Raw genomic sequence first — 13,389 nt, forward strand, 5'->3', positions numbered from 1 at the left:
CCGGGCCCACCCATGCCGTTGGCCGCCGAGTGGACGCGCCGCACCCGCGACAGGGATCCGTACGACGTCTCGGTCGCCCGACGCGCGTCCGGGGGTTGGTGGACGCGCACGTCGGGCCGGAGTGCTGAGCGGCGGGTCACGCCAGGGGTTCGCCGATGTGGTGGACGCGGACGAGGTTGGTGGAGCCGGAGACGCCCGGCGGGGAGCCGGCGGTGATGACGACGACGTCGCCCTCGCGGCAGCGGCCGATCGTCAGCAGGTGCTCGTCCACCTGGGCGACCATCGCGTCCGTGGAGTCGACGTGCGGGCCCAGGAAGGTCTCCACGCCCCAGGTGAGGTTGAGCTGGGAGCGGGTGGCCGGGTCGGGGGTGAAGGCGAGCAGCGGGATCGGGGAGCGGTAGCGGGAGAGGCGGCGGACGGTGTCGCCGGACTGGGTGAAGGCGACGAGGTACTTGGCGCCGAGGAAGTCGCCCATGTCGGCGGCGGCGCGGGCGACGGCGCCGCCCTGGGTGCGGGGTTTGTTGCGTTCGGTGAGGGGAGGGAGGCCCTGGGAGAGGACGTCCCCCTCGGCCGCTTCGACGATGCGGCTCATGGTGCGGACGGTTTCGACGGGGTAGCGGCCGACGCTGGTCTCGCCGGAGAGCATGACGGCGTCCGTGCCGTCGATGACGGCGTTGGCGACGTCGCTGGCCTCGGCGCGGGTGGGGCGGGAGTTGTCGATCATCGAGTCGAGCATCTGGGTGGCGACGATGACCGGTTTGGCGTTGCGCTTGGCGAGCTTGATGGCGCGCTTCTGGACGATGGGGACCTGTTCGAGGGGCATTTCGACGCCGAGGTCGCCGCGGGCGACCATGATGCCGTCGAAGGCGGCGACGATGTCGTCGATGTTGTCGACGGCCTGGGGCTTCTCGATCTTCGCGATGACGGGGACGCGGCGGCCCTCCTCGTCCATGACGCGGTGGACGTCTTCGATGTCGCGTCCGCTGCGCACGAAGGAGAGGGCGATGACGTCGGCGCCGGTGCGCAGGGCCCAGCGGAGGTCTTCGACGTCCTTGTCGGAGAGGGCGGGGACGGAGACGGCGACGCCGGGGAGGTTGAGGCCCTTGTTGTCGGAGACCATGCCGCCTTCGATGACGGTGGTGTGGACGCGGGGGCCGTCGACGGTGGTGACTTCGAGGGTGACGCGGCCGTCGTCGACAAGGATGCGTTCGCCGGGGGTGACGTCGGCGGCGAGGCCGTCGTAGGTGGTGCCGCAGGTGTGGCGGTCGCCTTGGACGCCGGGTTCGACGGTGATGGTGAAGTCGTCGCCGCGTTCAAGGAGTACGGGTCCTTCGCGGAACCGTCCGAGGCGGATCTTCGGGCCTTGAAGGTCGGCGAGTACGCCGACGCTGCGGCCGGTTTCGTCGGAGGCTTTGCGTACGTGCTGGTAGCGCTCCTCGTGGTCGGCGTACGTGCCGTGGCTGAGATTGAAGCGGGCGACGTCCATTCCGGCTTCGACCAGGGTCTTGATCTGGTCGTATGTGTCGGTGGCTGGGCCCAGGGTGCAGACGATTTTGGCTCGGCGCATGGGGTGAGCCTATGGCTTACCGGTGGGTAGAGATTTGGTCCCGCGTGACTGTTCAACGACCTTTGCATGAAGCCCTATTGACAAGTGTTGAATTGTGCGGGGGCGTGCTCCGATGAGCGTCAGAGCTGGGGCGGGTGCATGGTGAACCGGGCGTTGACCTGTGCGGTGACGGTCTGCCGCTGGGGTTCGAGGTCGAGCGGCGGAGGGGCCGATTCCGCGGATGCGGCGGCGAAGGCCATGCGGGTGCCGCCGGCGGGCGGGAGGTAGGGGGTCGGGGTCTCGGCTCCCAGGTCGGCGAGTTCGACGAGGGCGTCGAGGCGGGTGCCGAGGGCCTCCGCGTATTCGCGGGCGCGCTGGACGGCTTCCCCGACGGCGAGGCGGCGGGCTTCGCCGTGGGCGGGTGAGTCGGGGCGCAGGGCCCACCAGGGGCCGTCGACGCGGGTGAGTTCGAGGTCGGCGAGGCGGGTGGCCAGTTCGCCGAGGGTGGTGAAGTCGGTGAGTTCGGCGGTGATGTGGACGGTGCCGTGGTAGGCGCGGACGCGTTCGGTGCGGCCGTGGCGGCCGAGTTCGGGGCTGATGGAGAAGGCTCCGGTGCGGAGGTTCTCGACGGTGTCGCCGTAGCTCTTGATGAGGTCGAGGACGGTGGTGTTGCGGCGGGTGAGGTCGTCGAGGGTCGCGCGGCGGTCGGTGCCGCGGGCGGTGACGGTGACGCCGATGCGGGCGATCTCGGGGTCGACTTCGAGGTGGGCTTCGCCGCGCACGGCGACGCGGGGGGCTCGGGGGGTGCCGTGGGGGAGGTCGCTGGGCTGGGTCATCGCCGGTCGGTCCCTTCGCTGGGGGGACCCACTCTTCCGTAGGTGGTCACCGGATCGAAACCCGGAGGGGCTGTTGCGGGGGGCGTGTCTGCGCCAGACTCTACGCGCGTCATGCACAGAGCGAAGGAGATCACATGCCGCTGAATCGTAGGACTTTCCTGGGCACGTCGGCCGTCGCCGGTGCCGGTGTGGCGGTCGCCGGGGCGGTCGGTGGCACGCCCGCGGCCGCGGCGCCCCGGGCGAAGCGGTACTCCTTCACCGTCATGGGGACGACGGACCTGCACGGCAACGTCTTCAACTGGGACTACTTCACGGACAAGGAGTTCGACGACAAGGCGCACAACGACGTCGGCCTGGCGAAGATCTCCACGCTGGTGGAGCGGGTCCGCGAGGAGAAGGGGCGCCGGAACACGCTGCTGATCGACGCGGGTGACACGATCCAGGGCACGCAGCTGTCGTACTACTACGCCAAGGTCGACCCGATCACGGCCGTGCGCGGCCCGGTGCACCCGATGGCGCAGGCGATGAACGCGATCGGGTACGACGCGGCGGCACTGGGGAACCACGAGTTCAACTACGGCATACCGGTGCTGCGGAAGTTCCAGGAGCAGTGCGACTTCCCGCTGCTGGGGGCCAACGCGCTGGACGCGAAGACGCTGCGGCCGGCGTTCCCGCCGTACAGCATGCACCGGCTGCGTACGCCGTGCGGCCGGGACGTGCGGGTGGCGGTCCTCGGGCTGACGAACCCGGGCATCGCGATCTGGGACAAGGCGAACGTCAGCGGGAAGATGGTGTTCCCGGGGCTGGAGGAGCAGGCCGCGAAGTGGGTGCCGAGGCTGCGGTCGATGGGCGCGGACGTGGTGGTCGTGTCGGCCCACTCGGGGTCGAGCGGCACGTCGTCGTACGGGGACCAGCTGCCGTACGTCGAGAACGCGGCCGGTCTGGTGGCGGAGCAGGTGCCGGGCATCGACGCGATCCTGGTGGGCCACGCGCACACGGAGATCCCGGAGTACCGGGTGACGAACAAGCAGACCGGCAAGGACGTCGTGCTGTCGGAGCCGCTGAAGTGGGGGCAGCGGTTGACGCTGTTCGACTTCGACCTGGTGTGGTCGAAGGGGCGCTGGACGGTGGAGAAGGTCGGCGCGCGGGTGCTGAACTCCAACACGGTCGAGGAGGACCCGGAGATCGTCGAGCTGCTGGGTGACGAGCACGAGAAGGTCGTGGCGTACGTCAACCAGGTGATCGGTACGTCGACGGCGGCGATGTCCACGGCGGACGCGCCGTGGAAGGACGAGCCGATCATCGACCTGATCAACCATGTGCAGGCCGAGACGGTGCGGGCGGCACTGGCGGGTGGCGAGTACGCGTCGCTGCCGGTGCTGTCGCAGGCGTCGTGCTTCTCCCGTACGGCGCGGATCCCGGCGGGGCAGGTGACGATCAGGGACGCGGCGGGGTTGTACCCGTTCGAGAACACACTGGAGGCGCGCCTGTTGACGGGTGCGCAGCTCAAGGACTATCTGGAGTTCTCGGCGCGGTACTACGCGCAGACCCCGGCGGGTGCGCCGGTGGACACGGCGAAGCTGACGAACGCGGGCGGCACGCCGGACTACAACTACGACGCCGTGTCCGGGCTGTCGTACGAGATCGACATCGCGAAGCCGGCCGGGTCGCGGATCGTGAACCTGTCGTTCGAGGGGAAGCCGCTGGATCCGGCGGCGCGGTTCGTGCTGGCGGTGAACAACTACCGGGCGTCGGGTGGCGGTGCGTTCCCGCACGTGGCGGCGGCGAAGCAGGTGTGGGCGAACTCGGAGGAGATCCGGAACACCATCATCCAGTGGGTGAAGGCGCGGGGGACGGTCGACCCGGCCGGCTTCGCCTCGGTGGACTGGAAGCTGACCCGGGACGGTGTGCCGGTGTTCTAGCGCGTGCGGCCGGTTCGTACGGGAGGAGGCGTCTGGCGGGGAATGCCGGGCGCCTCCTGGCGTTCGAGGCCGAAGGTGGTGAAGGCGGTGCGGCGTGGGAGCGGGTAGGGCTCCTTGCCGGTGAGGTGGTTGAGGATGGTGGCGCTGCGCCAGGCCGCGAGGCCGAGGTCGGGGGTGCCGACGCCGTGGGTGTGGGTCCCGGCGTTCTGCACGTAGAGGGAGCCGGTGACCGAGGGGTCGAGGACGAGCCGGTGGTGGGCGTCGATGCGGGGGCGTTCGCGGGAGTCGCGGCGCATGTAGGGCTCGAGTCCGGCGAGGATGCGGCCGAGGGGGCGTTCGCGGTAGCCGGTGGCGAGGACGACGGCGTCGGTGGTGAGGCGGGAGCGGGTGCCCTGCTGGATGTGTTCGAGGTGGAGTTCGACCTTGGTGGTGGCGAGGCGGCCGGCGGTGCGGACGCGGACTCCGGGGGTGAGGACGGCGTCGGGCCAGCCGCCGTCGAGGGTGCGGCGGTAGAGCTCGTCGTGGATGGCGGCGATGGTGTCGGCGTCGATGGCTTTGTGGAGCTGCCATTGGCGGGGGACCAGGTCGTTGCGTACCTGTTCGGGGAGGGCGTGGAAGTAGCGGGTGTAGTCGGGGGTGAAGTGTTCGAGGCCGAGTTTGGAGTACTCCATGGGGGCGAAGGCCTCGGTGCGGGTGAGCCAGTGGATCTTCTCGGCTCCGGCGGGGCGGGTGCGCAGGAGGTCGAGGAAGATCTCGGCACCGGACTGGCCGGAGCCGATGACGGTCACGTGCTCGGCGGCCAGGAGGCGTGCACGGTGGTGGAGGTAGTCGGCGGAGTGGATGACGGGGACGGAGGGCTGTTCGGTGAGGGGGCGCAGGGGTTCGGGGATGTGGGGTTCGGTACCGACGCCGAGGGCGATGTTGCGGGCGTGGGTGCGGCCGAGGGCTTCGGCTTCTCCGTCGGCGTCGAGCCGGGTGTAGTCGACTTCGAAGAGGTCGCGTTCGGGGTTCCAGCGGACGGCGTCGACCTGGTGGGCGAAGTGGAGGCCGGGGAGGTGGTCGCTGACCCAGCGGCAGTAGGCGTCGTACTCGGTGCGGTGGGTGTGGAACCGCTCGGCGAAGTAGAAGGGGTAGAGGCGGTCGCGGCCGCGGAGGTAGTTGAGGAACGTCCAGGGGCTGGTGGGGTCGGCGAGGGTGACGAGGTCGGCCATGAAGGGGACTTGGAGGGTGGTGCCTTCGATGAGCTGGCCGGGGTGCCAGTGGAAGACGGGGCGCTGCTCGTAGAAGGCGGTGGCGAGGCCTCCGGGTACGCCGTGGGCGAGGGCGGCGAGGGAGAGGTTGAACGGGCCGATGCCGATGCCCACCAGGTCGTTGGGCTGGTCGGGGTCGTACTGGGGTGCGCTGCCGGTCATCGGGTGGTGCTGCCTTCCACGAGTGCGGTGAGTGCGAGGAGTTCTCGGAGGTCGTCGGGGGTGGTGTGGGGGTTGAGGAGGGTGGCTTTGAGCCAGAGGCGTCCGCCGGCGTGGGCGCGGCCGAGGACGGCGTGGCCGCGGGTGAGGAGGTCACGGCGGGTCGCGGCGACGGCGTGGTCGGTGGCGCCGGTGGGGCGGAAGAGGACGGTGCTGAGGGTGGGGCGTTCGTAGAGGTCGAGGCGGGGGTCGCTGTCGATCAGGTCGGCGAGTCGTCCGGCGGCGGCGCAGACCTGGTCGACGAGGTGGCCGAGACCGGTGCGGCCGAGGGCGCGGAGGGTGACGGCGATCTTGAGGATGTCGGGGCGGCGGCTGGTGCGGTAGGAGCGGCCGAGGAGGTCGGGCAGGCCGGCGCGGGTGTCGTCGTCGGGGTTGAGGTAGGGGGCGGTGTGGTTCAGGGCGTCGAGGAGTGCGGTGTCGGGTACGGCGAGGAGACCCGCGGCGACGGGTTGCCAGCCGAGTTTGTGCAGGTCGAGGGTGACGGTGCGGGCGCGGTCGAGGCCGGTGAGGAGGTGGCGGCGGGTCTCGCTGAACAGGAGCGGGCCGCCGTACGCGGCGTCGATGTGGAGGGCGGCGCCGTGTCGTTCGCACAGGTCGGCGATCTCGGGGAGGGGGTCGATGCCGCCGGTGTCGGTGGTGCCGGCGGTGGCGGCGACGAGGAGGGGACCGCGCAGGTCGGTGAGGACGGCGTCGAGGGCGGTCAGGTCGACGGTGCCGCGGGGGGCGGGGACGGTGACGGGTTCGGGGAGGCCCAGCAGCCAGGCGGCGCGGTGCAGGGAGTGGTGGGCGTTGGCGCCGCAGACCGTCTGGAGGGTGGGGCCGTGGTGTTCGCGGGCGAGGAGCAGGGCGAGTTGGTTGGACTCGGTGCCGCCGGTGGTGACCAGGGCGTCGGGGGCCGGCCCGGTGGGGTGCGTCTCGGTGGCGAGGGCGCGGGTGACGAGCGCTTCGAGGGCGGAGGCCGCGGGGGCCTGGTCCCAGGAGTCGAGGGACGGGTTGAGCGCGGAGGCGGCCAGGTCGGCCGCGGTGGCGACGGCGAGCGGCGGGGTGTGGAGGTGGGCGGCGCAGTGCGGGTGGGCGGGGTCGGCGGCGCCGTGGGCGAGGGCGGTGACGAGGGTGCGGAGGGCCTCCTCGGCGCCGGTGCCCTTGTCGGGCAGGACGTCCGCGAGGGTCTCCCGGAGGTGGGCGGCCACCGCCTGGGGGCCGCCGGGCGGCAGTGGCCCGCCGCGGGCGGCGGCGCCGTCGCGGAGGGCGTCGAGCACGGTGCCGAGGAGGGGCCGCAGGGCGTCGGCGCCCCCGGGGCCTCCGGCGAGGGGCGGCGTGCTCCACGGCGTGCTCGGCGGGGTGCTCCACGGGCTGCTGCTCATGCCGCCCAGCGTGGCCCGGTGTGACGGGACGTGGTTGCGCTGCGGGGCGATCACAACCCGAAAGGGGGATGAGGGGGTGGCAGGCCGCGCCGGCCGTGCTATGGGCGGGGTGTCGGTGCGGGGGCGGGCACGGCGCCCCGCACGCTCCGCCCGGGCCGTCGGCCGTTCGCCGTTCGCCTGGCGGCTGACGGGCGACTGTGTGCGGGGCGGGCGGAGCGGGCGAGGTGTGCGGGGCCGCGGGGTCAGGCCTTGCGGACCGCCAGGGCGCGGCGGAGGTCGTCGACCTGGTCGGTGAGCTTGCGGCGCAGGGCCGGCAGGAGGTCGTCGGACGCCAGGTGCTGTTCGGCGAGGCGCAGGTGCGCGGCGTCGACGGCATGGGCGGGGAAGGCGTACCGTCCGGCCGCTTCCGCGATGGCGGGGCCCCGGCGGTCGGCGAGGGCGGTCGCGTCGGGGTAGAAGCGGGCCACGTACTCCCGTACCAGCTCGGCCTGTTCTGGTTGCCAGAAGCCCTGGGCGGTGGCGGTGAACAGGTAGTTGGAGAGGCTGTCGGAGGTGAACATGCGCTCCCACGCGGCGGCCTTCGCCTCGGCGGTGGGCAGGGCGGCGCGGCAGCGGGCGGCGCCCTCCTGGCCGGCGGCGCTGGCGTCGCGGTCGAGTTCGGCGGCGATGGCGGCCTCGTCGGTGGCGCCCAGGACGGCGAGCCGGCCCAGGATGCGCCAGCGCAGCTCGGGGTCGAGTTCCGGGCCGCCGGGCACGCCGCCCTCCTCCAGCCAGCCGTGGAGGGTGCCGTCCCGGTCGGTGGCGTCGATGTAGTGGCGTACGGCCGTGAGGCGCAGGCCCGGGTCCCGGCCGTCCTCGGTGCGGCGGACGAGGTCGCGGGTGAGGTCGGTGATCAGGGCGAGGGCGGCGGGGCGCTCCTCGGCGGGGACGTACCGGTCGGCGATGTGGGCGGAGGCGAAGCCGAGGACGCCCTGGACGATCGCGAGGTCGCTCTCCTCCGGGAGGTGTGCGCGGGCGGTCTCCAGGTAGGTGACGGGTTCGAGTTCGCCGTCGCGGACCATGTCGCGCAGGCAGTTCCACACGACGGCCCTGGTGAGGGGGTCGGGGATGCCGGAGAGGCTGCGCAGGGCGCGCTCCCCGGAGTGCTCGTCGAGGCGGATCTTGGCGTAGGTGTGGTCGCCGTCGTTGAGGACGACGAGGGCCGGACGGGGGCCGGGGAGGTTCGCCGGGGCGTCCTGCGGGACGTCGATCTCCAGGCGGTCGCGCAGGACGAGGCGCCTGCCGTCGGCGAGGTCGTGGTCGTAGACGCCGGCGGTGATGCGGTGGGGCCGGCTGCCGGTGCGGCTGACGGTGAGGGTGCCGGTGGCCCGGTCGTACGCCGGGGCGAGGGTGTCGACGCCGGTGGTGCGCAGCCACTGCTCGGCCCAGGTGTGGACGTCGCGGTCGGTGGCGGAGGCGAGGTTGTCGATGAAGTCGGCGAGGGTGGCGTTGGCGAACTTGTGGCGGGCGAAGTGGGCGTTGATGCCGGCCAGGAAGTCCTTCTCGCCGAGCCAGGCGACGAGCTGGCGGAGGGCTGAGGCGCCCTTGGCGTAGGAGATGCCGTCGAAGTTGAGCATCGCGGAGGCGGTGTCGGGGACGGCGTCGGGGTCGGGGGCGACCGGATGGGTGGAGGGGCGCTGGTCGGCGTCGTACCCCCAGGCCTTGCGGGCGATGCCGAAGTCGATCCAGGTGTCGGGGTAGCGGCTGGTGGCCTCGTTGATGGTCTGGTAGCCCATGTACTCGGCGAAGGACTCGTTGAGCCAGATGTCGTCCCACCACTTGAGGGTGACGAGGTCGCCGAACCACATGTGGGCCATCTCGTGGGCGATGACCATGGCGCGGGTCTGGCGTTCGGTGACGGTGACGGCGGAGCGGTAGACGAACTCGTCGCGGAAGGTGACGAGGCCCGGGTTCTCCATGGCGCCGGCGTTGAACTCGGGGACGAAGGCCTGGTCGTAGGAGTCGAAGGGGTACGGCTCGTCGAACTTCTCGTGGTACCGGTCGTAGCACTGCCGGGTGACGTCGAGGATCTCGTCCGCGTCGGCGTCGAGGTACGGGGCGAGGGAGCGGCGGCAGTGGATGCCGAAGGGCAGGCCGGCGTGCTCGGTGCGGACGGAGTGCCAGGGGCCGGCGGCGACGGCGACGAGGTAGGTGGAGATGAGGGGGGTGGGGGCGGCCTGCCAGTGGCCGTCGCCCCGGTGGGTGGTGATGCCGTTGGCGAGGACGGTCCAGCGCTCGGGGGCGGTGACGGAGACGTCGAAGACGGCCTTGAGGTCGGGCTGGTCGAAGGCGGCGAAGACCCGCTGGACGTCCTCCATGAACAGCTGGGTGTAGACGTAGGTCTCGCCGTCGCTGGGGTCGGTGAAGCGGTGCATGCCCTCGCCGGTGCGGGAGTAGCGCATGGCGGCGTCGACGCGGAGGGTGTGCTCGCCCTCCGTGAGGGTGAGGGGCAGCCGGTTGCCGGCGAGCGTCTCGGGGTCGAGGGGCGCGCCGTCGAGGGTGACGGAGCGGAGGGTGGCCGGCTTCAGCTCGACGAAGGTGGTGCCGCCGGTGCGGGCGGTGAAGTGGATGACGGTGGTGGAGTCGAAGGTCTCTTCGCCGGTCGTCAGGTCGAGGCCGAACGTGTACCGGTGGACGTCGAGGAGCCGGGCTCGGGTCTGCGCTTCGTCGCGCGTCAGTACGGGCATGGGGGCCATGCTGCCCGATGGGGTGGGGGCGGGGCACGGGGGTTCATCTCAGGGCTGATCGAGTCGCGGTTCCGGTCGCGCTCCGCGCGCCCGCGGCGGGGCGGTCCCGGGGCGGGGGGCGGGCTGCGGTCGGGGCGCGGGGAGAGCGGTCCCGAAGCGGGGGGCGCGGGGGGGTCCGGGCGCGGGGACGGCGGTCGGGGTCGGCGGTCAGGTGGTCCGCGCGCCGCCCGCGATGGTCTCGTGGTGGCGGATCACCTCGGCGATGATGAAGTTCAGCAGCTTCTCGGCGAACGCCGGGTCGAGGTTGGCGCTCTCCGCGAGCTGGCGCAGCCGGGCGATCTGGCGGGCCTCGCGGGCCGGGTCGGCCGGGGGCAGGTGGTGGCGCGCCTTGAGGTGGCCGACCTGCTGGGTGCACTTGAAGCGCTCGGCCAGCATGTGGACGACCGCCGCGTCGATGTTGTCGATGCTTTCGCGCAGCCGCGTCAGCTCGGCGCGTACGGAGTCCTCGGTGTCGCTGGTGCTCATGAGGAGCGAGCTTAGACGTGTCCCGTGATGATCGTCGGTGGGTGTTCGGCATCCGGGATCCGGGTGCTCCAGCCGCCCGGTACGGTGCGCCCCTGCTGCTCGCGGAAGCGGACGGGGGCGAGGCCGACCCGGCGCGTGAACAGGCGGGAGAAGTACGCGGGGTCGTCGTAGCCGACGCGGCGCGCGACGGCGGCGACCGGCAGCTCGGTACCGGCGAGGAGCTCCTTGGCGCGGCCCATCCGGATGCCGAGCAGGAAGTCCTTGGGGCTGCAGCCCGCGCCGCGGCGTACCGCGGAGCGCAGCTCGGCCGGGGTCATGCCGTGCCTGGCGGCGTGTTCGGCGACCGTCAGGGGCTGGAAGGCGTCGCGGGCGAGGGCCTCCAGGACGAGGTCGCCGTCGGCGTTGGTGTCGGCGCGGGCGCGGCGCAGGGCGACGAGCAGTTCGTGGACGGCGGCGGAGGTCTCGACCTCCAGGAGGGGGTTGCCGCGCCGTGCGGCGCGGGCGATGCGGCCGATGACGGAGCGGGCGGGGCCCGCGTCGGCGAGGGGGACGACGGGGCGGTCGGGTTCGATGTAGCCGAGTTCGGTGTAGGTGGTGGTGACCGGTCCGGTGAAGTCGACGAAGCCCTCGTCCCAGCCGGTGGCCGGGTCGGGCGCGTAGTGGTGCGGGACGCCGGGGGTGAGCCAGAGGAGGGCGGGCGCGGTGACCCTGGCGCGCCGTCCGTCGGGGAACCGGTACCAGCCGCCGCCCGCGTTGATCACCACGGCCACGTGGTGGTCGAGGGTGCGGGGGCCGACGGTGGGGAGGGTGCCGTGCTGGAGGCCGACGCCGAGGCAGACGAGGCCGAGCCGCCGGTGCAGCGGTCCGGGCGTGAAGAACCGCATCCAGGTGTGGTACATCCTCGGCCTCCCCGGCGCGTCGTCGCGGGCCTGCTGTCGCGGTCCGACGCCGCAGGCCATCGTCGCGGTCCGCTGTCGCGATCCGCTGCCGATGGCCCGTCGTCGCGGGCCGTCGTTCCGGATCGTTCGCGTCCAAACAGCGCTGATCTTTGTCCATGGACCGGCCGGCCGCCAGAGGGCGACAGTGGGTCGCAGTACGTGACCGGGAGATGGGCGGGTTCGTGGCCGAGTTCACTGTGGGTGATCGGGAGTTTCTGCTGGACGGCAGGCCGGTGCGGCTGCTGTCGGGGGCGGTGCACTACTTCCGGGTGCACGAGGAGCAGTGGGGCCACCGGCTGGCGATGCTGCGGGCGATGGGGCTGAACTGCGTGGAGACGTACGTCCCGTGGAACCTGCACGAGCCCGAGGCCGGGTGCTACCGCGACGTCGGGGCGCTGGGGCGGTTCCTCGACGCGGTGCGGGAGGCGGGGCTGTGGGCGATCGTGCGGCCGGGCCCGTACATCTGCGCGGAGTGGGAGAACGGCGGGCTGCCGCACTGGCTGACGGGGCGGGTGGGCCGGCGGGTGCGGACGCGGGACGAGCAGTACCTGGAGCACGTCACCCGCTGGTTCCGCGCGCTGCTGCCGCAGGTGGTGGCGCGGCAGATCGACCGGGGCGGCCCGGTGATCATGGTGCAGGCGGAGAACGAGTACGGGAGTTACGGCTCGGACCGGGGCTATCTGCGGTACGTCGCGGACCTGCTGGGGGCGTGCGGGGTGAGCGTGCCGCTGTTCACGTCGGACGGGCCGGAGGACCACATGCTGACGGGTGGCTCGATCCCGGGCGTGCTGGCCACGGTGAACTTCGGGTCGGGGGCACGGGCGGCGTTCGAGGTGCTGCGGCGGCACCAGGCGCGCGGGCCGCTCATGTGCATGGAGTTCTGGTGCGGCTGGTTCGACCACTGGGGCGACGCGCACGCGGTGCGGGGCGCGCGGGACGCGGCGGCGGCGCTGGCGGAGGTGCTGGAGTGCGGGGCGTCGGTCAACGTCTACATGGCGCACGGGGGGACGAACTTCGGCGGCTGGGCGGGGGCGAACCGGTCCGGCGCGCTGCACGACGGGACGCTGGAGGCGACGGTGACGTCGTACGACTACGACGCGCCGGTCGACGAGGCGGGGCTGCCGACGGCGAAGTTCTGGGCGTTCCGGGAGGTGCTGGCGGAGTACGCGCAGGGGCCGCTGCCGCCGGTTCCGGCGCCGCCGGCGCGGCTGGAGCGCCGGGTGGGGGCGGCGCTGTGCGAGTGGGCGCCGCTGGACGGCGTGCTGGAGGCGCTGGGCGACGAGGAGCGGGACGGGCCGGTGCCGCCGTCCTTCGAGGAGCTCGGGGTGGACCGGGGACTGGTGCGCTACCGGCTGGAGGTGCCGGGGCCGCGGCGGCCGTATCCGCTGGGGGTGGCGGGCCTGCGGGACCGGGCGGTGGTGTACGTGGACGGGGTGCGGGCGGGTGTGCTGGAGGGGGAGGACGCGGTGCTTGCGGAGCCGGTGGCGGGGCCGGCGGTGGTGGAGCTGTGGGTGGAGTCGCTGGGGCGGGTCAACTACGGGCCGCGGCTGGCGGAGAGCAAGGGCGTCACGGGCGGGGTGCTGCACGAGCGCCAGTACGTGCACGGGGTGCGGGCGCGGGGGCTGCGGGTGGACGCCTTCACGGCGGACGGGGTGGCGAAGGTGCCGTTCGGTCCGGTGGCGGGTGGGGAGGGGCCGGGGGCGGGGGGAACGGGCGGTCCTGGGCTGTACCGGGGCTTCGTGGAGGTGGCGGGCGCGGGGGACGCGGCACTGGAGCTGCCCGGCTGGACGCGGGGGTTCGTGTGGGTGAACGGCTTCTGCCTGGGGCGGTTCTGGGGGGTGGGGCCGCAGGAGTCGCTGTTCGTGCCGGGGCCGGTGCTGCGGGAGGGGGCGAACGAGGTGTGGGTGCTGGAACTGGAGGGCGCCGGGGTGTCCGTACGCCTGGCGTAGCGGGAGGGGCAGGCCCCGCCGGGCCTGCCCCCGCGCTCGGCGGTGCTGCCGGGTCGTGTCCGTGAAGTGACGCCCGGCCCGCCCTTCGGGCGGCCGCCGATACTTTCCGGACAC

Annotated in this window: 9 protein-coding genes; 2 read left to right on the forward strand and 7 right to left on the reverse strand. The window is 72.8% G+C overall.

Annotation, left to right across the window (positions count from 1 at the left end; all coding sequences use genetic code 11):
- Window positions 1–136 precede the first annotated feature (136 nt).
- Both pyk and AC07DW_RS08830 read right to left on the reverse strand, forming a co-directional pair.
- A complete protein-coding gene (gene pyk / locus AC07DW_RS08825; RefSeq protein ID WP_478856919.1) occupies window positions 137–1,567 on the reverse strand; it encodes a pyruvate kinase in 1,431 nt (476 codons plus the stop codon).
- 119 nt (window positions 1,568–1,686) lie between these two features.
- Window positions 1,687–2,382: an SIMPL domain-containing protein gene (locus AC07DW_RS08830; RefSeq protein ID WP_478856920.1), complete on the reverse strand. Its 696-nt coding sequence runs from the start codon at window positions 2,380–2,382 to the stop codon at window positions 1,687–1,689.
- Window positions 2,383–2,516: 134 nt separating this feature from the next.
- Between AC07DW_RS08830 and AC07DW_RS08835 the strand changes: the two genes are divergently transcribed.
- Window positions 2,517–4,304: a bifunctional metallophosphatase/5'-nucleotidase gene (locus tag AC07DW_RS08835; protein ID WP_478856921.1), complete on the forward strand. Its 1,788-nt coding sequence runs from the start codon at window positions 2,517–2,519 to the stop codon at window positions 4,302–4,304.
- Here AC07DW_RS08835 and AC07DW_RS08840 read toward each other — a convergent pair.
- From AC07DW_RS08840 to AC07DW_RS08860, 5 genes are all read right to left on the reverse strand, one after another.
- On the reverse strand, window positions 4,301–5,716 hold the full coding sequence (locus AC07DW_RS08840) for a lysine N(6)-hydroxylase/L-ornithine N(5)-oxygenase family protein (protein ID WP_478856922.1): 1,416 nt from the start codon (window positions 5,714–5,716) through the stop codon (window positions 4,301–4,303). The genes AC07DW_RS08835 and AC07DW_RS08840 overlap by 4 nt on opposite strands.
- The gene (locus tag AC07DW_RS08845) at window positions 5,713–7,137 is read right to left on the reverse strand and encodes a pyridoxal phosphate-dependent decarboxylase family protein (protein WP_478856923.1); all 1,425 of its coding nucleotides are present in this window, start codon (window positions 7,135–7,137) and stop codon (window positions 5,713–5,715) included. Before AC07DW_RS08845 ends, AC07DW_RS08840 begins: the two co-directional genes overlap by 4 nt.
- Window positions 7,138–7,379: 242 nt before the next feature.
- Complete coding sequence (gene pepN, locus AC07DW_RS08850) at window positions 7,380–9,863, reverse strand: aminopeptidase N (protein ID WP_478856924.1); 2,484 nt, start codon at window positions 9,861–9,863, stop codon at window positions 7,380–7,382.
- A 207-nt stretch (window positions 9,864–10,070) separates the two neighbouring features.
- On the reverse strand, window positions 10,071–10,388 hold the full coding sequence (locus AC07DW_RS08855) for a chorismate mutase (protein WP_478856925.1): 318 nt from the start codon (window positions 10,386–10,388) through the stop codon (window positions 10,071–10,073).
- Between the two features lie 11 nt (window positions 10,389–10,399).
- Complete coding sequence (locus AC07DW_RS08860; RefSeq protein WP_478856926.1) at window positions 10,400–11,287, reverse strand: helix-turn-helix domain-containing protein; 888 nt, start codon at window positions 11,285–11,287, stop codon at window positions 10,400–10,402.
- Between the two features lie 221 nt (window positions 11,288–11,508).
- On the opposite strand from AC07DW_RS08860, the gene AC07DW_RS08865 reads away from it, so the two are divergent.
- Window positions 11,509–13,275 (forward strand): glycoside hydrolase family 35 protein, encoded by a 1,767-nt coding sequence (locus AC07DW_RS08865; RefSeq protein ID WP_478856927.1) that lies wholly within the window; start codon window positions 11,509–11,511, stop codon window positions 13,273–13,275.
- The last annotated feature ends 114 nt before the right edge of the window (window positions 13,276–13,389 follow it).

This window comes from Streptomyces sp. NPDC045701 (genome assembly GCF_056432045.1).

Bases quoted from the DNA above. Each gene is read 5' to 3' on its own strand.
- pyk (WP_478856919.1), bottom strand. From the start codon at position 1,567: ATGCGCCGAGCCAAAATCGTCTGCACCCTGGGCCCAGCCACCGACACA.
- AC07DW_RS08830 (WP_478856920.1), bottom strand. From the start codon at position 2,382: ATGACCCAGCCCAGCGACCTCCCCCACGGCACCCCCCGAGCCCCCCGC.
- AC07DW_RS08835 (WP_478856921.1), top strand. From the start codon at position 2,517: ATGCCGCTGAATCGTAGGACTTTCCTGGGCACGTCGGCCGTCGCCGGT.
- AC07DW_RS08840 (WP_478856922.1), bottom strand. From the start codon at position 5,716: ATGACCGGCAGCGCACCCCAGTACGACCCCGACCAGCCCAACGACCTG.
- AC07DW_RS08845 (WP_478856923.1), bottom strand. From the start codon at position 7,137: ATGAGCAGCAGCCCGTGGAGCACCCCGCCGAGCACGCCGTGGAGCACG.
- pepN (WP_478856924.1), bottom strand. From the start codon at position 9,863: ATGCCCGTACTGACGCGCGACGAAGCGCAGACCCGAGCCCGGCTCCTC.
- AC07DW_RS08855 (WP_478856925.1), bottom strand. From the start codon at position 10,388: ATGAGCACCAGCGACACCGAGGACTCCGTACGCGCCGAGCTGACGCGG.
- AC07DW_RS08860 (WP_478856926.1), bottom strand. From the start codon at position 11,287: ATGTACCACACCTGGATGCGGTTCTTCACGCCCGGACCGCTGCACCGG.